This window comes from Kitasatospora sp. NPDC086009 (assembly GCF_044540385.1).
Lineage (GTDB): Bacteria > Actinomycetota > Actinomycetes > Streptomycetales > Streptomycetaceae > Kitasatospora.
Genome location: NZ_JBITSA010000001.1, coordinates 1,127,698 through 1,149,477, shown reverse-complemented (window position 1 = coordinate 1,149,477; position 21,780 = coordinate 1,127,698). Strand labels below are relative to the sequence as shown.

The following is a 21,780-nucleotide window of genomic DNA, read 5'->3' as shown; positions in this document are numbered from 1 at the left end:
TCGCCGGTTCTCAACCGGAAGTCAGTCGGACATCGCCACGAGGACCCGGCGTGCCCCCGTGAACGGGCGGCGGCCGTGGCCGACCAGCAGGTTGTCGATCAGCAGGACGTCGCCTTGGCGCCAGTCCACGTCCACGGCCGCCGCCAGACCGCGGTCGCGGACCTGCAGGACGTGCTCGGCCGGGATCGGCGACCCGTCGGCGAAGGCCACCGACTGCGGCAGGTCCTCCTGCGGCATGACCTTGGCCAGGGCGGCCGCGGTCTCGTCCCCGAGCGCGGCCGGGTGCCACTGGTCGGACTGGTTGAACCAGACCTCGGCGCCGGTCCTCGGGTGGCGGACGGTCGCCGGGCGGTTCTGGACGATCCGCAGACTGCCGTCCCGCCGCCACTGGCTCACGGCGTGCGAGGCGGCCAGGAACGCGTCCACCTCGTCCCGGTCACCGGTCTCGAAGGTCTCCTGCCAGCTCTTGCCGAGGCCGAGGCCGCCGTGCAGGTTCTGGGTGTACCGGACACCGTCGGCGAAGCGCTCGCGCACCTCGTCGTCGAGCAGCTCCAGCCAGAGCGCCGCGTCGACCACCGGGGTGGCCCCACCGGTCGCGGCGGCCGTGACGCAGCAGAACAGCAGCCGCGCGGGCCACTGGTGCGCGTACGAGAGCTCGTTGTGCATCGAGATGGTGAACTCGGCCGGGTACTCGGTGGAGGTGTAGACGTTGTCACCGACCTTGGTGCGCGGCGAGTTCCCGTGCACGTAGGCGAGGCGGTTCGGCAGCAGCCGGTCCATGACCGGTGCGAGCCGCTCCTCGGTGGCGCCGAAGCCCCGGAACACCAGGGCCTTCTCCCGGTCCAGCAATGACTCCAGATCAGGGCTGGAATCGAGCCATTCGAGCAGCCCGTCGAGGCCCGAGTCTTCGGACACGGACAGTGATTCCGGGCTGATCTCCAACGGCTTCCAGGCGGGACGTGCGCCCAATGCCGCGACCCCCTTCCAGGTCGACAGACGGCCACGCGGAAATCCGTGGCAGGAGGACGGTCCCGAAAGGTCCTATATTCCAGCGATATTCGCACCGCCCGGACCGCGCCCGGGCCGGGGTATAGGGAATCGATAGCAGGCGGCCCAAGGCTGGCGAGCCAATGCCGGAAACGGTCCGATGGCAGCGAGAGGGCCCCTCATGACCATACCGACAGCGACCGACGCGCGCGGGCGGCCCGACCGAACCGGGCCGACGGCCGGCACCGAAGGAACGCCGGTCGACGGAACACCGGCCGACGAACCGGAGGCCGCCGAACCGGGAGCCCACAAGCCGGGGGCCGCAGGCGGCGCCGACACCGCCGCCGCCGGGGCCGACGCGCCGTCACCCGCCGTGCCGCTGCGCCGGAACATGGACTTCCTGCGGCTCTGGGTCGGCGCCGGCCTGTCGAAGTTCGGCTCCACCGTCTCGATGGTCGCCTACCCGATGCTGGTGCTCTGGCAGACCGGCTCCGCCACCGCCTGCGGCTACGTCGCGTTCGCCGCGGCGCTGCCCAACCTGCTGGTCCAACTGCCCGCCGGGGCGCTGGTCGACCGCTGGGACCGGCGCAAGGTGATGCTGGTCTGCGACGCCGTCCGGATGCTCGCCTTCGCCGCCGTCGCGCTGGCCGCCTACCACCACTGGGTCTGGGTGCCGTTCATCATGGCCGCCGCCTTCGTGGAGAGCGCGCTCGGGATCTTCTACTCGACCGCCGAGCAGGTGACCGTCCGCAACGTCGTCCCCGTCGAGCAGCTGCCGGCCGCCCTCGCCCAGAACCAGGCCCGCGGTGCGGCCATCGGCCTGCTCGGCCAGCCGCTCAGCGGGCTGCTCTTCACCGTGCTGCGCTGGCTGCCGTTCGCCGTCACCGCCGTGGCCGACCTGGTCGCGCTGATCTGCCTCACCTTCATCCGCCGCGACCTGCGGGCGGCCCCGACCGGTCCGCCGCAGCGGCTGCACCACGAGATCAAGGACGGCGTGGTCTGGCTCTGGCGCCAGAAGTTCCTGCGGATCATGACCGCGGTGTTCGCCGGCAGCAACCTGCTCTTCCAGATGCTGAGCCTCACCGTCATGGTGGTGATCAAGGAGCACGGCGGCAGCCCCGCGGTGCTGGGCCTGGTCTCCGGGGTGGCCGGGGTCGGCGGCCTGCTCGGCGCGCTGGCGGCCGGCTGGTGGGCGAAGCGGGTCGGCCTGTACGCCACCGCGGTGCTGGGCCACCTGGTCTGGCTGGTGCTGATGCCGCTGGTCGCGCTGCTGCACCAGCCGGTGGCGATCGGCCTGGTGGCCGCCGGGATCATGTTCGTCGCCGGGCTGTTCAACGTCTGCGGCGGCGTCTACATGGCCCGGAACACCCCGAACGAGCTGCAGGGCCGGGTGACGGCCACCTCGGCCTTCCTGACCTCCGGCGCCAACGCGCTGGGCTCACTGGCCGCCGGCTACCTGCTCGCCCGCGCCGGGACCACCTGGACCGCGATCGTCATGGCCGCCGTCCTGCTGCTGCTGACCGCCGCCGTGACGCTCAGCCCGGCCGTCCGGGCGGCCGGGCGGGAGGCCCCGGCGTAGCAGCGCGCGGGAGCCTCCCGGCCGAGCCCGCCGGGAGGCTCCCGCGGCGCCGCCGCCGTCAGCCGGCCAGCAGTTGCGGGGTCCGGGACCGCGGCGCCCCGCGCTGGCTCGGCACGCCGCCCGCGCCCGGCGCCGACACCAGCAGCACCACCAGCTCGTGCAGCCGGTACCCGCCCCGCTCGGAACCGCCCGCGCCGGCCGTCTCCAGCAGCCGGATGTCCACCAGCTCCTCCAGCACCTGCTCCGCCGTCGCCTGCGGCAGCCCCAGCTCCCAGGCGGCCGCCTCGGCGGGGAAGACGCCCGTCCCGAAGGGCGCGAGCCTGCTCAGCACCTGCCGGCCGCGCAGGCTGACCTCGCGCAGCGAGCGCCGGATCGTCTCGCGCACCCGCAGCTCGCCGAAGCTCAGCTCGTCCAGCCGGGTGCTCTGGTCGGCCAGCCGCCCGGCCAGCCGGGACAGCGGCCAGTGCGGCCGGGCCGCCAGCCGCACCCCGGCGATCCGGACGGCCAGCGGCAGGCCCGCGCAGCTGTCCACGATCGCCCGGGCCGACAGCGGGTCCGCGGCGACCCGCTCCGGCCCGACCAGCGCGGCCAGCAGCGCCATCGACTCCCCGTCGTCGAAGACCGGCAGCGCCAGGGTGTCCCGCCCCGAGGCGGCCAGCAGGTGCCGGCGGCTGGTGACGATCACCGCCGACTCGGGCCCGTTCGGCAGCAGCGGGGCGATCTGCGCGTTGCTCACCGCGTTGTCCAGCACCACCAGCAGGCGCGCCCCGGCGCAGTGCGTGCGGTACAGCCGGATCAGCTCCAGCAGCCCCCGGTCGGGATCGGCGGACTCGACGCCGAGGGCGTGCAGGAAGGAGGTCAGCACGGTCTCCGGGGAGCGCGAGGTGCCGTCCTGGTCGGTCAGGTCGGCGTAGAGCTGACCGTCCGGGAAGTGGTCCCGCAGGCCGTGCGCCCGGTGGACGGCGAGCGCCGACTTGCCGACCCCGGCCATCCCGGTGATCAGCGCGCGCCGGGGGCCGGCACCGGCCGCGTCCGACGCCACCAACCGCTCCAGCTGGGCCAGCTCCGCCCGGCGGCCGGTGAAGTCCGCGACGTCCGGCGGCAGCATGGCCGGCGCCGGCCGCCCGGCGGCGGGCAGGCCGAGCCGCACCGGGCCCGACGGCGCCGGGCCGGCGGCCGGCAGACCCAGGGTGCCCTCCAGGACCGCCTGGTGGACGCCGGTCAGGGTGGCCCCCGGGTCGATCCCCAGCTCCTCGGCCAGGATCCGGCGCCCCGCGTGGAAGACCGCGAGGGCGTCCGACTGCCGGTCGCACCGGTACAGCGCGGTCATCAGCTGGGCCCTCAGCCGCTCCCGGGTCGGGTGCTCGGTGGCCAGCGCGGTCAGCTCCGGCACCAGGCGCTGGTGCCGGCCGAGCGCGAGCTCCACCTCGACCAGGTCCTCCTGCGCGGCCAGCCGCAGCTCCTCCAGCCGGGGCCGCTCGGCGTCCGCCAGGAACTCGGTCACGTTGCCGAGCACCGTGCCGCGGTAGCGGGACACGGCCGCCCGCAGGTCGTCGGCGGCCTGCGCCAGGTTCCCCCGGGTCAGCGCGTCACGACCGCGACGGGCCAGCCGCTCGAACGTCGTCAGGTCCAACTTGGCCTCGTGCATGACCAGTTGGTACCCGCGCGGGCGGCGGACCAGCTCGACGTGCGGCCCCAGGCGCTTCCGCAGCCGGGAGACGTAGGTGTAGATCTGCGCGGTCATCGTGGTCGGCGGGTCCCAGGCCCACAGCATGTCGCTCAGGTGCGTGTCGGAGACGGTCTGGCCGTTCGCCAGCAGCAGGCTGGCGAGCACCGTCTGCGCCTTGACGCCCGGCAGTTCGATGTGGAGGCCCTGGTCGTCGAGGACCTCGACTGGGCCTAGGACGCGCAGTTCCATGATTCCCCCTGTGCTGTGCCGAATGCGTGCGGACGGCCGCGTCCGCGGCGGACCCGCGATCCGGCGCGCCGACACCGGCCGGCGGCCCCCCTCTGGATTCTGGGCCGGTCGGGGGGCCCAGTCAGCGGTCCGGCGACGTCAGGACGCTGCACTGGCACGATGTGGTCATGCCCGGGAGGGCGGGCCCGGGGCGATTCGGGGTAGGCCCGGGGGCCGGTCCGGGGCCATCCGGGGCTTCGGCAACCCGCGTCGGACCGGGGCTCCGGCCACGGCCGCCGCACGCGGACCGGCCCCCGCCCGCCCCGCGCGCGGCGGGGGGACGGGGGCCGGCGGCCGGGCCCTCAGCGGCTCGGCCCGGCCGGGGCTCAGCCCAGCCGCGACTCCGCCTCGGTGGCCTCGTCGATCGCCTGCTGCCAGAGGTGGGCCAGCCGGTTCTGGCCGGTCCACACCGTGGCGAGCAGGTGCTTGACCAGCTCGCGCCCGGTGACCGCGTTGGACAGCAGCACCACGCCGGTGCCGGAGTGCACCCGCAGGCCGGTCATCGCCTGGAACCCGACGGCCTGGCCCCCGTGCCCGAACTCGAGGTCGCCGCTGGTGTCGTCGACGATGGTGCTCCAGCCGTAGGAGCGGCCGGACTGCGGGGCGAGCATCCGCCGGACCAGCTCGGCGCCCACCAGGCCGCCGGGGTGCCCCAAGTGGCAGCGCCGCACCTCGACGGCCAGCCTGGCCAGATCGGCCGCGGTGGTCCACAGGCCGCCGGCCGCCAGCTCGGGATTGAGCACGTACCCGCCGGACACCGGGGTGCCGTCGGCGTGGTGGCCGCGCGCGTACGGCCGGCCCAGCTCGTCCGGGACGGCCACCCCGAAGCCACTGCCGGTCATCCCCAGCGGCGCCAGTACCAGCCGGTGCACCAGGGCCGGGAACTCCTCGCCGGTGGCGTCCGCCATGGCCTGCTGGAGCACCGAGTAGTTCAGCGGGATCTGCCGGAAGGTGGCGCCGGGCTCGTCCAGCAGCCGGGCCGGCGGGGTGATCGCCGGCGGGCGCCCGTTCAGCACGTCGAGCACCGTGGGCACCGGGTCGTGGCGGTGGTAGTTCCCGTCGACGTCCGGATGGGGGGCGATGCCGGACAGGTTGGCGATCAGCAGCCGGGGCGTCACCGGGGTCGACACCCCGGGCAGCGCGGGGACCTGCCAGGAGGTGAGGTACTCGTTGACGTCGCGGTCCAGCTCGATCACGCCCGCCTCGACGAGGCGCAACAGGGCGAACGTGGTCACGTGCTTGGAGATCGAACCGGCCGGGAACAGCGTCTCGGCGGTCACCGGTGCGGGGTCCTCCACCCCGAGCACGCCGAACTGCTGGACCGCCGCCAGCTCGCCGTTGCGGATCAGCGCCAGCGAGGCACCCGGGATGCCGTGCCGCGCCATCACCTCGGCCACCCCGGCGACACCCGCCGGGGCCGCCGCGGACCGGCCGCGCGGGGCGGCCGCCGGCCGGTCACCGGCCTGGTCCAGCAGCTCCGCCACGAAGCGCAGCTGCTCGGCGGCGAGGCGCTGGACGGTGGCCGGCTCGTGGACGGCGGTGTTGTACGTCCAGTGCAGGTACAGCCGGCCGTCGTAGACCTCGGCCGCGATGTCGAGCAGGTGGGTCGACGGCGCGTCCGGGGCCGCCCGCAGCTCGATCCGGCCCGGGACGAACACCAGCGGCGGCTCGCCGTCCCGCTCGGCACCGGTGAGCGGCGGCGCGGCGGCCGTCGGCGCGGCCGGGGTGAAGCCGAACCGGACCTCGCCGGTCGGCAGCTCCGCCAGCTCGGCCGCCAGCTCGGCATCCGGCGCCAGGTAGCGGAGCAGGCCGTAGCCGTGCGCGGGCGCCGGCACCGACCGCAGCCGGCGCGCCACCGCGGTGTGCACGGCGGACAGCTCACGCCCCTTCGGGATCCGCAGCACCACCGGGTAGAGGTCGGCGAGCGGGCCGACGGTGTTCGCCAACTCGGATGCCAGCGCCTGCTGATGGCGCGGATCGGTGACGACGTCGAGCAGGATCCGGTCGCCGCCGGCCCACTGCGCCAGGGTCTGGCCGAGGGCGGTCAGCAACGGCTGCTCGGGGCGCGGACCGGCCAGCAGCGCGGCCGTCCGCTCGGCGGGGAGCACGACCGTGACGGTCTCCTCGGTGGCCCGGCACGGCGCCTGGTCCCCGACCCGGTCCACCGGCAGCGACACGGCCTCGGCCCGGTCGAGCCAGTACTCCGCCTGCTCGGCCACCCGCTCGGAGCGCGCCTGCTCGCCCAGCTCCTGCGCCCAGGCCCGCCACGGCACCTCGACCGGGGCCGTCAGTACCGGAGCACCCGCCGCCGATTGCGCGTAGGCCGCGTTCAGATCGGCGAGCACGATCGGCCAGGAGGCGGAGTCCGCCGCGAGCTGGTGGATCGTCAGCCACAGCTCGTGACGCTTCTCGTCGTCGAAGCGGACCAGCGTGGCGCGGAGCATCGCACCCTCGGACGGGACCAGCTCGGCCCGGTCCCGGGCGAGCGCGCCGTCGAGCTCGCCGGCACGGTCGGCGGGCGCCACGGTACCGAGATCGAGCACCGAGAGCAGGGCCGTCCCGGCGGGCGCCGGGACCGGCTCCGCCGACCGGCCGTCGGCGGAGATCCGCAGCCGCAGAGCCTCGTGGCGGGCCACCAGCGCGCCGAGCGCGGCGGCGAGCACCGCTGCGTCGGGCAGCCGCCCGAGCGCCAGCCGGACCGTCCGGGCACCGCCGTCGGCCGAGGCCAGCAGCCGGTGCTGGCTGGGGGTCAGCGGCACGTCCTCCCCGGCCGGACCGGCCGGCTCGGCGTCGATCATGCCCGCCACCTCGGCCAGGCTCTTGGCCTGGAGCATCATCCACAGCGCCAGCGGCACGCCGGCCTCCCGGCACTTGGCCAGCACCTGCACGGCGCGGATGGAGTCGCCGCCGAGGTCGAAGAAGCTGTCGTGGATGCCGATGCGGGGGAGGTCGAGGGTCTCGGCCCAGATGGTGGCGAGGCGTTCTTCGAGGGGGGTGCGGGGGGCGGTGTAGTGGGTGGTGGTGAGGGTGTCGAGGTCGGGGGTGGGGAGGGCGCGGTGGTCGATCTTGCCGTTGGGGGTGAGGGGGATGGCGTCGATGGTGAGGTAGGTGGTCGGGATCATGTAGTCGGGGAGTGTGTCGGCGAGTTGGGCGCGTAGTGCGTGGGTGTCGATGGTGGTGTGGGTGATGAGGTAGGCGGTGAGGCGCTTGTTGCCGGGGCTGGGTTCGCGGACGGTGACGACGGTGTCGGTGATGTGGGGGTGTTCGCGCAGGCGGGCTTCGATTTCGCCGAGTTCGATGCGGTAGCCGCGGATCTTGACCTGGTTGTCGATGCGGCCGAGGGTTTCGAGGGTGCCGTCGGGGAGGTAGCGGGCGAGGTCGCCGGTGCGGTAGAGGCGGGTGCCGGCGGGGCCGTGGGGGTTGGGGAGGAAGCGTTCGGCGGTGAGGTCGGGGCGGTGGTGGTAGCCGCGGGAGATGCCGGTGCCGTCGATGTGGATCTCGCCGGGGACGCCGACGGGGACGGGGTGGAGGTGCTCGTCGAGGACGTGCATGCCGGTGTTGGGGAAGGGTGTGCCGAGGGGGACGGCTTCGAGGGTGAGGGTGGTGTCGACGGGGCAGCCGGAGTTGCCGATGGTGATCTCGGTGGGTCCGTACTCGGTGGCGAGGCGGGTGCCGTGGGGGCCGGCGAGGTCCTGCCAGCGCTGGGCGAGGGTGAGGGGGAAGTTGTCGCCCGCGGCGATGACGATGCCGGCGAGGTCGCGGGCCTGGGTGGGGGTGAGTTGGTGGGTGAGGAGGTCGAGGTGGCCGGGGGTGAGCTTGACGAAGGAGAACGGTCCGGCTTCGACCAGTGCCGTGCCCAGGCTCGCCGTGTCCAGGCCGTCCGGGAGGAGGGTGAGGGGCTGGCCGGTGAGGAGGGGGGTGAAGAGGTTGGGGATGCCGAGGTCGAACGCGATGGAGGAGAACAGCGGCGCGCCGCCGGTTCCGGCACTGGCGTAGAGGCCGGTGGTGTGGTTCAGGTAGTTGACCAGGCCGTGGTGGTGGACGAGGACGCCCTTGGGGCGGCCGGTGGAGCCTGAGGTGTAGATGGCGTAGGCGAGGTTCTGGCCGTCGAGGGTGCGCTGGGGTGTGGTGGTGGGGTGGCGGTCGATGCGGCGGTGGTCGCGTTCGAGGACGACGAGGGTGGCGTCGAAGACGGGGGTGAGGGTGGCGGTGAGGGCGCCGGAGGTGACCACGATCGGGGTGGCGGTGTCGGTGAGGACGTAGGCGAGGCGGTCGGCGGGCCAGGACGGGTCGAGGGGGAGGTAGGCGGCTCCGGCCTTCCAGACGCCGAGGAGGGTGGGGACGAGGTCGGGGCCGCGCTCCAGGCAGACGCCGACGAGGACGTCCGGTCCGGCGCCGAGGGTGAGCAGGTGGTGGGCGATGCGGTTGGCGCGTTCGTCGACCTCGCGGAAGGTGAGGCGGACGTCCCCGGCGATGACGGCGACGGCGTCGGGAGTCGCGGCGGCCTGGGCTTCGATCAGGTCGACGGTCAGGCCCTGCGGCCAGTCGACGGGGTCGCCCGCGGCCCAGGTCGTGAGCTGGGTGCGCTCGGTCTCGGGCAGGTGGGAGAGGGTCGCGTCGCCGTTGGGGTCGGCGGCCATCGCCTCCAGCACCAGCCGGTAACGCTCACCCAGCAGGGCCAGCCGCGACCGGTCGACGGCCGCACTGGTACCGGCCAGCGTCAGATGGTCGCGCCGGGCCAGCACGTTGAGGGCGAACTCGTTGGCGCCGTCGCCCATCGACCCGTCCAGGTCGACGGAGTTCTCGTCGACGACGTGGAAGTCCAGGTACTCGAAGAGGATCGAGACCAGATCGCCCGAGCTGCCGGCGGCGCGCTGGACGGCGGGCAGCGGGTAGCGGCGGTGGGACCAGATGGCGGTCTCGGTGGCGTAGGTCCGCTCGACCAGCTCACGCCAGGTCTTCGCACCCCGAGTGGTCGGGAACGGCAGGGTGTTGAGGTGCATGCCGAGCACCCGGTCCGCGCCGGGCGCCTCCAGGCGGCCGTGGTAGACCACGCCGGTGTGGAAGGCGTCCTCGGCGGTGAGGCTGCCCATCACCTTGAGATGCGCGGCCAGCAGCACGCTCTTGATCGACGTCTTCGCCTCGGTGGCGAGCCGACGCAGACCGTCCTCCAGGTCGCCGTAGTGGACGATCCGGCCGACGGGCGTACCCGGGGTCGCCGGATCCGCCCAGCTGCCGGGGAGGGCGAGCGGGCTGTGGGTGTCGACCAGGTGCTGCCAGAAGGCCTGGGTCTGCGGGTCGGAGAGCGCGGTCTGCTCGGCGGCGATGTAGTCGGCGTAGCGGACGGCGGGAGCCTCGTGGACCGCCGGTTCGCGGCCGTCGCGCAGCGCCCGGTAGACCTCCAGGAGCTCCATCAGCAGCGAGTTGAGCGTCCAGCCGTCGGTCACGGTGTGGCTGTGGCTGGTGGTCACCCGCCAGGCCCGGTCGGACTCGATGTGCACGGCGATCCGCAGCAGCGGGGCGGCGGCCAGGTCGAAGCCCGCCGCACGCTCCTGCTCGACGTAGGCGGTCGTGCGCTCCGCCACCTCGGCCTCGGTCAGACCACGCAGATCGTGCACGGTGAGCGGGACCTCGGCGGTGGCGTGCACCGACTGCAGCGGCTGGGAGAAGTCCGCGAGGTGCAGCGAGGTGCGCAGTATCTCGTGCCGGGCGGTGACCAGGTCGAGCGCGCCGCGCAACGCGACGGCGTCGAAGGGCGCGGTGTCCGGGATCCGGAAGGAGTTCAGGTTGTGGTAGAGCCCGCGGTCCCCCGAACCCAGCAGTTCGACGAGCATGCCGGTCTGGACCTGGGAGAGCGGGTAGGCGTCGACGACGTCGGCCGGGAGGGCCGCGCGGTCGTCCTCGCCGATGAGGGCGAAGGGCTGGACGGCGGTGATCAGGGAGTGGCCGGTGCCGTCACCGATCCGGGTCGCGAGGGCGGTGATGGTGCGCTGCTGGAAGACGTCGGGGATGGTGACGTCGTAGCCGGCGGCGCGCAGGGCTCCGACGAGGCGGACGGCGCGGATGGAGTCGCCGCCGAGGTCGAAGAAGCTGTCCTCCACACCGACCCGCGGCAGACCCAGCACCTCGGCCCAGACCGCCGCCAGGCGCTCCTCGACCGGAGTACGCGGGGCGGTGTAGCCGCCGGTGACGAACGCGTCCAGGTCGGGGGCGGGGAGGGCGCGGTGGTCGACCTTGCCGCTGTTGCTCAGCGGGACGGCGTCGATCGTCACGAACGCGCCCGGGACCATGTACTCGGGCAGGGTTTCGGCGAGGCGGGCCCGCAGCTCCCCCGCGTCCACCCGGCCGCCGGCGGGCACGACATACGCGACGAGAGCCTCGTCGTGGACGGTCACGACGGCCTGGCGGACCTGCTCCAACCCGCTCAGGACCGTCTCGATCTCACCCAGCTCGATACGGTAACCGCGGACCTTGACCTGGCTGTCGATCCGGCCCAGGCACTCCAGACTGCCGTCCGCCAGGAACCGCGCCAGGTCACCCGTCGCGTACAGCCGCGAACCCGCCGCCCCGTACGGGTTCGGCAGGAACTTCTCCGCTGTGAGGTCCGCCCGCCCGTGGTAGCCCCGGGCCACCCCGTCACCGTCGATGAACAACTGACCCGTCACCCCCGACGGAAGCAGCCGCAGCCCCTCGTCCAGGACATAGACGCCGGTGTTGGCCAACGGGTGGCCGACGGCGATGGTCTCCGGCTCCTCGGGGACGTCCCAGAAGCTCGACCAGATGGTCGTCTCCGTCGGACCGTAGACGTTGACCACCCGCCGCGTGACCGCCGACAAGGCGGACGCGAGGTGTCCGGGCAACGGCTCGCCACCCGTCAGCGCGGTGACCGAACGCTCCTCGAAACCCGCCTCCAGCAGCAGCCGCCACGCCGACGGCGTCGCCTGCACATGGCTCACCCCACGCGCCCCGACCAGAGCGATCAGCGCCGCCGGATCCTTCACCTCATGGTCGCGCGCCAGCACCACCCGACCACCCGTGACCAGCGGCAGGTGCAGCTCCAGACCCGAGATGTCGAACGACACCGACGTCGAGGCCAGCCACACCGAACCATCCGGCACACCCAGGTCGTCCCGGACCGAAGCCAGCAGGTTGTGCAGCGCACCGTGCCCGATCATCACGCCCTTCGGACGCCCCGTCGAACCACTCGTGTACAGCACGTACGCCAACCGCTCCGGATCCGTCACCGCGCCCGAAGCGGGCACCGGCGGGACCTCGTCGAGCACCACCGTGTCCAGGTCGATCCTGGTCCCGGCGAAGTCCACCGACCGGCCGCTCACGGTCACCAGCACCGCCGCGCCCGAGTCCGCCAGCATGTAGTCGATCCGCTCACCCGGCAGCGCCGGATCGATCGGCAGATACGCCCCACCGGCCAGCCACACGCCGTGCAGCAGCGGCACCAGATCCGCCTCACGCGGCAGGCACACACCCACCACGCTCTCCGGACCGACACCCGCCGCCCGCAACAGGGCACCGAACCGCGCCGCCCGCTCCGCCACCTGCCCGTACGTCAGCTCCACATCACCGACCACCACCGCGACCGCGTCCGGCGACTCCACGACCCGGGCCGCGAACGCCTCCGGCGCACTGGCCGTCGACCACACCACCTCACGCCCCGGCGCGGACAACACCGCCACCTCGGCCCCGGACAACGCCACCACACGCGCGTCACCCTCCGGATCCGCCGCCATCGACTCCAACACCGACCGGTACAACCCACCCAACCGCTCCAGGCTCGCCTCGCTGAGCACCCCGGCCGAGACGTGGAAGTTCACGCTGCCGCGGGTCGGGATGACGTTGAGCGCGAACTCGTTGATGCCGTCGCTGACTCCGCCGTCCACGTCGACCGCTTCGGTGTCGACCTGGTGGAAGTCGAGGAACTCGAACAGCACCGTGAGCAGGTCGCGGGTGTTCCCGGCGGCGCGCTGGATGGCGGGCAGCGGGTAGCGGCGGTGGGACCAGATGGCGGTCTCCGTCGCGTACGTCCGCTCGACCAGCTCACGCCAGGTCCTCGCACCCCGAGTGGCCGGGAACGGCAGGGTGTTGAGGTGCATACCGAGCACCCGGTCGGCGCCCGGCGCCTCCAGACGGCCGTGGTAGACCACGCCGGTGTGGAAGGCCTCGTCCGGGGTGAGGGCGGACAGCACCTTGAGGTGCGCCGCGAGCAGCACGCTCTTGAGCGAGGTCTTCGCCCGGGCGGCCAGCGCCCGCAGGCCGTCCTCCAGGTCCGCGAACGGCACCTGGAGGTGCCGGCGGGTCGCCTCGCCCGCCTCGGCGGCCCAGCCGGCCGGGAGCGCCAGCGGCGTGTGCTCCTCGACAATCTGCTGCCAGAAGGCCTGGGTCGCCGGGTCGGCCAGCGCGGTCTGCTCGGCGGCGATGAAGTCCGCGTACCGCACCGCCGGCTGCTCGTAGGCGTCCGGCGCGCCCGCGGCGCGCAGCGCGCGGTAGCAGTCGAGCACCTCCATCAGCAGCGAGTTGTAGCTCCAGCCCTCCGAAATGGCGTGGCTGTAGGTGAAGTTGAGCCGCCAGGAGTCCTCGGACTCGACGAGCGCCGAGACCCGCAGCAGCGGCGCGACGGTGAGGTCGAAGGTCCGGGACTGCTCCCGCGTCAGGAACTCGCCCTTGAGCCGCGCCCGTTCGGCCTGGTCGAGGCCGCGCAGGTCCTCCAGGACCACCGGGTAGTCGGCGGTGGCGTGCACGATCTGCAGCGGCTCGTCGAAGCCCTCCAGGTGCATCGAGGTGCGCAGGATGTCGTGGCGGGCCGCCACGGTGTCCACGGCGCCCTGCAGCGACTCCAGCGAGAAGGGCTGCCCGTCCCGGATGAGGAAGGAGTTGACGTTGTGGTACAGGCTGCGCTGCTTCCCGGGGGCGGCGGTGGTGGCGAGCAGCTCGACGAGCATGCCGGTCTGGACCTGGGAGAGCGGGTAGGCGTCGACGGCGTCGGTGGGCAGCAGCGCCCGGTCACCGTCGCCGATCAGCGCGAACGGCCGGACGGCGGTGATCAGCGACTCGCCGCCGGTCCCGACCGTGGCGGCCAGCGCGGCGACGGTGCGGTGCTCGAAGACCGCGGGGACGGTGATGTCGAAGCCCGCCGCGCGCAGCGCGCCGACCAGCCGGACGACCCGCATCGAGTCACCGCCGAGGTCGAAGAAGCTGCTCCGCACGCCCACCTGCGACAGGCCGAGGACGTCGGCCCAGATGGCGGTGATCCGCTCCTCGGCGGGGGTGCGCGGGCCGACGTACTCCGAGGCGTCGAAGGCTTCGGCGTCGGGGGCGGGCAGCGCACGCACGTCGACCTTGCTGCTGCTGGTCAGCGGGATCCGGTCGAGCAGGACGTACCCGGCCGGGACCATGTACTCCGGCAGGCTCTCGCCGAGCCGGGCGCGCAGCCCGGTCAGGTCGAGCGGCTCGGCGGCCACCAGGTAGGCGATCAGGCGCTTGACCCCCGGGGCCGGCTCGTGGACGGTCACCACGGCGTCGCGGATGTCCGGGTGGGCGGTCAGCGCGGACTCGATCTCGCCGAGCTCGACGCGGTGGCCGCGGATCTTGACCTGGCTGTCGATCCGGCCGAGGGAGTCGAGGCTGCCGTCGGGCAGGCGACGGGCGAGGTCGCCGGTGGCGTAGAGGCGGGTTCCGGGCGCGCCGAACGGGTCGGGGACGAAGCGCTCGGCGGTGAGGGCGGGGCGGTCGAGGTAGCCGCGGGCCACGCCGGGGCCGCCGACGTGGATCTCGCCGGGAACGCCGGTGGGCACCAGGCGGCCGGCCGCGTCCAGCAGGTGGATGGTGAGGTCGCCGACCGGGCGCCCGATGACGCTGCGGCGCGGGTCGGCGAGGTCCTCGGCGCCGACCCGGTGGTAGGCGCAGTGCATGGTGGTCTCGGTCGGGCCGTACAGGTTGACCGGCTCGGGGTGGTCCAGGCCCATCCGGGCGATCCAGGGCTGGAGTTCGGCGGCCTCCAGCCGCTCACCGCCGAAGGCGACCAGGCGCAGGGCCAGCCGGTCGAGCCGCGGGTCGCCGTCCTTGGCGGCCGCCGCGAGCGCGGAGAACGCGGAGGGCGTCTGCAGCAGGACGGTGACCTGCTGCTCGACCATGAGGTCCAGGAAGTCGTGCGGCGAGCGGGCGATCGCCGAGGGGACGACGACGAGCCGGCCGCCGTGCAGCAGGGCGGCCCACATCTCCCAGACGGAGACGTCGAAGCTGTAGGCATGCGACTGGGTGACCACGTCGCCCGGCCGGAAGCCGAACTGCTTCCGGGTGGCCGCGAAGTGGCGGGCGACGTTGGCGTGGGTGAGGCTGACGCCCTTGGGCAGGCCGGTGGAGCCCGAGGTGTAGATGACGTAGATCAGGTTGTCCGGACGCACATCCGTGACCGGCGCGGTGGCCGGGCGGCCCGCGATCTCCGCCTCGTGGGTGTCGACGAACACACGGGTGCCCGTGAACTCCAGCTCTTCGAGGGCGGAGTGGGTGACGAGCAGGTCGGCCTTGGCGTCGGTGAGCATGTAGGCGAGGCGGTCGGCGGGGTTGGCCGGGTCGAGCGGGAGGTAGGCGGCGCCGGACTTCAGGATGCCCAGCAGGGCCGGGACGAGGTCCGGGCCGCGCTCCAGCGAGAGGCCGACGATCCGCTCGGGGCCGGCGCCCAGGGCGATCAGGTGGTGGGCGATGCGGTTGGCCCGCTCGTCCAGCTCCGCGTAGGTCAGGTGGGACGAGCCGCTGGTCATCGCGATGGCGTCCGGGGTGCGGGCGGCCTGGGCGGCGAACAGCTCGTGGACGCAGTCCTCGACCGGCTGCTCGACGGCGCTGTTCCAGGTGTCGAGCAGTCGGGAGAGTTCGTCGGCCGGCAGGTGGGCGCCGCGGGCGTCGCCGTCGGCGTCGGCGGCCATCGCCTCCAGTACCGACCGGTACATCGCGCCCAGCCGCTCCAGGTTGGCCGGGGTGAAGTACTCCGTCGAGCCGCTCAGGTTGAAGTACCCGTTCGAGGGGATCGCGTTGAGCGCGAACTCGGTGCCGCCGTCGTTGATCCCGCCGTCCACGTCGACGGTGTCGGTGTCGACCTGGTGGAAGTCGTGGTGGTCGAAGAGGACGGTGATCAGGTCACGGGTGTTGTCGGCGGCGCGCTGGATGGCGGGCAGCGGGTAGCGGCGGTGCGACCAGATGGCACTCTCGGTCGCGTACGTCCGCTCGACCAGCTCACGCCAGGTCTTCGCGCCCCGGGTGGCCGGGAACGGCAGGGTGTTGAGGTGCATGCCCAGCACCCGGTCGGAGCCGGGGGCCTCCAGGCGGCCGTGGTAGACCACGCCGGTGTGGAAGGCCTGCTCGGAGGTGAGGCTGCCCAGCACCTTGAGGTGCGCGGCCAGCAGCACGCTCTTGATCGACGTCCTCGCCTCGGCGGCCAGCGCCCGCAGGCCGTCCTCCAGGTCCGCGAACGGCACCTGGTGGCTCACCTGCCCGCCGCGCTCGCCGCCCCACCCGGCCGGCAGCGCGAGCGGGCTGTGCTCGTCGACGATCCGCTGCCAGAAGGCCTGGTCGGCCGGGTCGGCGAGGGAGGCCTGTTCGGCGGCGATGTAGTCGGCGTAACGGACGGCGGGCTCCTCGTGCACCGCCGGCTCACGGCCCTCGGACAGCGCCCGGTAGACGTCCAGGAGCTCCATCAGCAGCGAGTTGAGCGTCCAGCCGTCGGTCACGGTGTGGCTGTGGCTGAAGGTCAGGCGCCAGGCCCGGTCGGACTCGATGTGCGCGGCGAAGCGCAGCAGCGGGGCGGCCGTCAGGTCGAAGCCGGCCGCGCGCTCCTCCCGCAGGTAGGTGTCCGCCCGGTCCTGTGCCTGCTCCGCGGTGAGGCCGCGCAGGTCGTGCACGGCGAGCGGGAAGGTGACGGCGGCGTGCACCAGCTGGAGCGGCCGGGAGAAGTCCGCGAGGTGCAGCGAGGTGCGCAGGATCTCGTGCCGGGCGGCGACCAGGTCGAGCGCGCCGCGCAGCGCGACGGCGTCGAAGGGCACGGCGTCGGGGATCCGGAAGGAGTTGAGGTTGTGGTAGAGCCCGCGGTCGCCGGAGGTCATCAGCTCGACCAGCATGCCGGTCTGGATCTGCGAGAGCGGGTAGGCGTCGACGACATCGGCGGGCAGGGCCGCGCGGTCCTCCTCCGCGATCAGCGCGAACGGCTCGACGGCGGTGATCAGCGACGCGCCGCCGTCGCCGACCGTGGCGGCCAGGGCGGCGACGGTGCGGTGGTCGAAGACGTCGCGGATGCTCACGTCGTAGCCGGCCGCGCGCAGCGCGCCGACCAGGCGGACGGCGCGGATGGAGTCGCCGCCGAGGTCGAAGAAGCTGTCCTCGACGCCCACCTCGGACAGGCCGAGCACCTCCGCCCAGACCGCCGCGAGGCGCTCCTCGACGGGGGTGCGCGGGGCGGTGTAGCCGCCGGTGCTGAAGGCGTCCAGGTCCGGCGCGGGCAGCGCACGGCGGTCGAGCTTGCCGCTGTTGCTGAGCGGGAGGGCGTCCAGTGCGACGAACGCGGCCGGGACCATGTACTCGGGCAGGGTGACGGCCAGCGCCGCGCGCAGCGCCGCCGTGTCGACGCCCGCCCCGGCGGTCCCGGTGACGACGTAACCGACCAGGGACTTCTCCCCCGCCGCGTTCTCGCGCACGGTGACCACGGCCTGGCGCACCCCGGCGCAGGCGGCCAGTGCGGCCTCGATCTCGCCGAGCTCGACGCGGTAGCCGCGGATCTTGATCTGGCCGTCGATCCGGCCGAGGAAGTCGATGGCGCTGTCGGGCAGGCGGAGGACGAGGTCGCCGGTGCGGTAGAGGCGGGAGCCGGGCGCGCCGAAGGGGTCGGGGACGAACCGCTCGGCGGTCAGCCCGGGGCGGTCGAGGTAGCCGCGGGCCAGGCCCGGGCCGCCGATGTGCATCTCACCGGGCACGCCGACCGGCACCGGGTGGCCGGCGGTGTCCAGGAGGTGGATGCTCAGGTCCCCCAGCGCATGGCCGATGTTGCTGCGGTGGGAGGTGGCCACCTCGTCGGCGGTGATCACGTGGTGGGTCGCGTACACGGTGATCTCGGTGGGGCCGTACATGTTGACCAGGGCCGGGCGCTCGGTGCCCTTGCGGGCCGCCCAGGAGCGGAGTTCGGCCATGTCGAGACGCTCACCGGCGAAGATGACGGTGCGCAGGGCGAGTCGGTCCACCCGCGGGTCGTCCTGCTCGGCCAGGCCGGACAGCGCGCGGAAGGCGGACGGCGTCTGGCACAGCACGCTGACCCGCTCGCGGACCAGCAGGTCGATCAGGTCGTGCGGGGAGCGGCTCACGGTCGGCGGGACGACGACGAGGCGGGCGCCGTGCAGCAGGGCGCCCCACATCTCCCAGACGGAGACGTCGAAGGCGTAGGAGTGGAACAGCGCCCACACGTCGTCCGCCGAGAAGGCCAGCTGGTCGCGGGTGGTGGTGAACAGGCGCGCGACGCTGGCATGGGTGAGGCTGACGCCCTTGGGCAGGCCGGTGGAGCCCGAGGTGTAGATGACGTAGATCAGGTTGTCCGGACGCACATCCGTGACCGGCGCGGTGGCCGGACGGGCCGCGATCTCGGCGGCGTGGGCGTCGACGAACACACGGGTGCCGGTGAACTCCAGCTCGTCCAGGGCGGAGTGGGTGACGAGCAGGTCGGCCTTGGCGTCGGCCAGCATGTAGGCGAGGCGGTCGGCCGGGTTGGAGGGGTCCAGCGGCAGGTAGGCGGCGCCGGACTTCAGGACGCCGAGCAGAGTCGGGACGAGGTCGGGGCCGCGCTCCAGGCTGACGCCGACCACGGTGTCGGGACGGGCGCCGAGGGCGGTGAGGTGGTGGGCGATGCGGTTGGCGCGCTCGTCCAGCTCGGCGTAGGTGAGGTGGGCCGAGCCGCTGGTCAGGGCGACGGCGTCGGGGGTGCGGGCGGCCCGGGCGGCGAACAGCTCGTGGAGGCAGTCGGCCACGGGCAGTTCGGTGCGCCGCTGCCAGTCGGCGAGCAGCCGGCGGTCGGTCTCGGGCAGCGGGACGGCGAGGGCGTCACCGTCCGGATCGGCGGCCATCGACTCCAGGACCAGCCGGTAGAGGGCGGCCAGCCGCTCCAGGTTCGCGCTGCCGAGGGCGCCGGCTCCGGCGGCGAGGCTGAGTCGTCCGTTGCCGGCGATGGCCATCAGGGCGAACTCGTTGCCGCCCCCGTCCAGGCCGCCGTCGATGCCGATGCCGCCGCCGGCCTTCCCGCTGTCGACCTGGTGGAAGTCCTGGTAGTCGAAGAGGGTCGACAGCAGGCCGACGCCGCCCGCGGCGCGCTGGACGGCGGGCAGCGGGTAGCGGCGGTGGGACCAGATGGCGGTCTCGGTGGCGTAGGTCCGCTCGACCAGCTCGCGCCAGGTGCGGGCACCGCGGGTGGTCGGGAAGGGCAGGGTGTTGAGGTGCATGCCGAGCACCCGGTCGGCGCCCGGCGCCTCCAGACGGCCGTGGTAGACCACGCCGGTGTGGAAGGCCTCGTCCGGGGTGAGGGCGGACAGCACCTTGAGGTGCGCGGCCAGCAGCACGCTCTTGAGCGAGGTCTTCGCCCGGCCGGCGAGGACGCGCAGCCCGTCCTCCAGGTCGGTGTAGTCGACGGTCCGGTCGACCGGGGCCCGCCCCGCCTGGTCCGCCCAGCTGCCGGGCAGCACCAGCGGGCTGTGCTCGTCGACGACCTGCTGCCAGAAGGCCTGGTCGGCCGGGTCGGCGAGGGAGGCCTGTTCGGCGGCGATGTAGTCGGCGTAGCGGACGGCGGGAGCCTCGTGGACCGCCGGTTCGCGGCCCTCGCAGAGCGCCTGGTAGACGCCCAGGAGCTCCATCAGCAGCGAGTTGAGCGTCCAGCCGTCGGTCACGGTGTGGCTGTGGCTGAAGGTCAGGTGCCACGCCCGGTCGGACTCGATGTGCGCGGCGATCCGCAGCAGCGGGGCGGCGGTCAGGTCGAAGCCGGCCGCGCGCTCCTGCCGCACGTACTCGCGTGCCCGGTCCCGCGCCTGGTCGGCGGTGAGGCCGCGCAGGTCGACGGTGGTGAGCGGGATCCGCGCCGAGGCGTGCACGAGCTGCAGCGGCTGCGCGTACCCGGACAGCGCGATCGAGGTGCGCAGGATCTCGTGACGCTCCGTCAGGATGTCGACGGCGCGGCGCAGCTCCTCCGCCGCGTAGCCGATGCTCTCGGCGATCCGGAAGGAGTTGAGGTTGTGGTAGAGCGTCGAGTCCTGGGCCGCCGCCAGTTCGACGAGCATGCCGGTCTGCGCCTGGGAGAGCGGGTAGGCGTCGACGATGTCGGCCGGGAGGGCCTTGCGGTCGTCGTCGCCGATGAGGGCGAAGGGCTGGACGGCGGTGATCAGGGAGTGGCCGGTGCCGTCACCGATCCGGGCCGCGAGGGCGGCGATGGTGCGCTGCTGGAAGACGTCGGGGATGGTGACGTCGTAGCCGGCGGCGCGCAGGGCGCCGACGAGGCGGACGGCGCGGATGGAGTCGCCGCCGAGGTCGAAGAAGCTGTCCTCGACACCGACCTGGGGAAGACCCAGGACCTCGGCCCAGACCGCGGCCAGGCGCTCCTCGACCGGAGTACGCGGGGCGGTGTAGCCGCCGGTGGCGAACGCGTCCAGGTCGGGCGCGGGGAGGGCGCGGTGGTCGACCTTGCCGCTGTTGCTCAGCGGGACGGCGTCGATCGCCACGAACGCGCCCGGGACCATGTACTCGGGCAGGGTTTCGGCGAGGCGGGCCCGCAGCTCCCCCGCGTCCACCCGGCCGCCGGCGGGCACGACGTACGCGACGAGGGCCTCGTCGTGGACGGTCACGACGGCCTGGCGGACCTGCTCCAACCCGCTCAGGACCGTCTCGATCTCACCCAGCTCGATACGGTAACCGCGGATCTTGACCTGGCTGTCGATCCGGCCCAGGCACTCCAGGCTGCCGTCCGCCAGGAACCGGGCCAGGTCACCCGTCGCGTACAGCCGCGAACCCGCCGCCCCGTACGGGTTCGGCAGGAACTTCTCCGCCGTGAGGTCCGTCCGGCCGTGGTAGCCCCGGGCCACCCCGTCACCGTCGATGAACAGCTGGCCGGTCACTCCGGGGGGCAGCTGCCGCAGTCGCTCGTCCAGCACGTACAGGCCGGTGTTGGCCAGCGGGTGGCCGACGGCGATGGTCTCCGGCTCCTCGGGGACGTCCCAGAAGCTCGACCAGATGGTGGTCTCGGTCGGACCGTAGACGTTGACCACCCGCTGCGTGGTCTCGATCAGCCGGGTCGCGAGGTGCGCCGGGAGGGGCTCGCCGCCGGTCAGGGCGGTGACCGTCCAGTCGTCGAAGCCGGCCTCCAGCAGCAGTCGCCACGCCGACGGCGTCGCCTGCACATGGGTCACCCGGTGGGCCCCGATCAGGGCGATCAGCGCCGCCGGGTCCTTCGCCTCGTGGTCCCGTGCCAGCACCACCCGGCCACCCGTGACCAGCGGCAGGTGCAGCTCCAGACCCGAGATGTCGAAGGACACCGAGGTCGAGGCCAGCCACACCGTACGGCCCTGGGCCCCCAGGTCGTCCCGGATCGAGGCGAGCAGGTTGTGCAGCGCACCGTGCCCGATCATCACGCCCTTCGGACGCCCCGTCGAACCACTCGTGTACAGCACGTATGCCAACTGCTCCGGATCCGTCACCGCGCCCGAAGCGGGTACCGGCGGGACCTCGTCGAGCACCACCGTGTCCAGGTCGATCCTGGTCCCGGCGAAGTCCACCGACCGGCCGCTCACGGTGACCAGCACCGCCGCGCCCGAGTCCGCCAGCATGTAGTCGATCCGCTCACCCGGCAGGGCCGGATCGATCGGCAGATACGCGCCACCGGCCAGCCACACGCCGTGCAGCAGCGGCACCAGATCCGCCTCACGCGGCAGGCACACACCCACCACGCTCTCCGGACCGACACCCGCCGCCCGCAACAGCGCACCGAACCGCGCCGCCCGCTCCGCCACCTGCCCGTACGTCAGCTCCACATCACCGACCACCACCGCGACCGCGGTCGGAGTGGCCGCCGCCTGGGCTGCGAACAGCTCGCCGGTCAGTACGGGGTTGCTCGCATCGATCCGCGATCCTGACACTTCGACTTGCTCCACTTCGGGCGGGTAGCTGGCGGTGACATCACCGTCCGGGGCGGCCGGCGTCGCCCCCAGCGGGCGTGCGGCCTCCCCGGACGAGT

General features: G+C 73.5%; 4 protein-coding genes. 1 reads left to right on the top strand and 3 read right to left on the bottom strand.

What is annotated here, in order from left to right; translation table 11 throughout:
* Positions 1 to 21 precede the first annotated feature (21 nt).
* A complete protein-coding gene (locus ACIF6L_RS05080) occupies positions 22 to 915 on the bottom strand; it encodes a TauD/TfdA family dioxygenase (RefSeq protein WP_396491926.1) in 894 nt (297 codons plus the stop codon).
* A gap of 253 nt (positions 916 to 1,168) precedes the next feature.
* Between ACIF6L_RS05080 and ACIF6L_RS05075 the strand changes: the two genes are divergently transcribed.
* On the top strand, positions 1,169 to 2,566 hold the full coding sequence (locus ACIF6L_RS05075) for an MFS transporter (protein ID WP_396491927.1): 1,398 nt from the start codon (positions 1,169 to 1,171) through the stop codon (positions 2,564 to 2,566).
* A gap of 58 nt (positions 2,567 to 2,624) precedes the next feature.
* Here ACIF6L_RS05075 and ACIF6L_RS05070 read toward each other — a convergent pair whose 3' ends face one another.
* A complete protein-coding gene (locus tag ACIF6L_RS05070; protein ID WP_396491928.1) occupies positions 2,625 to 4,484 on the bottom strand; it encodes a BTAD domain-containing putative transcriptional regulator in 1,860 nt (619 codons plus the stop codon).
* Between the two features lie 365 nt (positions 4,485 to 4,849).
* A complete protein-coding gene (locus ACIF6L_RS05065) occupies positions 4,850 to 21,697 on the bottom strand; it encodes an amino acid adenylation domain-containing protein (protein ID WP_396492467.1) in 16,848 nt (5,615 codons plus the stop codon).
* Positions 21,698 to 21,780: the final 83 nt, after the last annotated feature.

What these genes read in the sequence shown, in the direction of transcription:
- ACIF6L_RS05075 (WP_396491927.1), top strand. Translation starts at nt 1,169, where the DNA reads ATGACCATACCGACAGCGACCGACGCGCGCGGGCGGCCCGACCGAACC.
- ACIF6L_RS05070 (WP_396491928.1), bottom strand. Translation starts at nt 4,484, where the DNA reads ATGGAACTGCGCGTCCTAGGCCCAGTCGAGGTCCTCGACGACCAGGGC.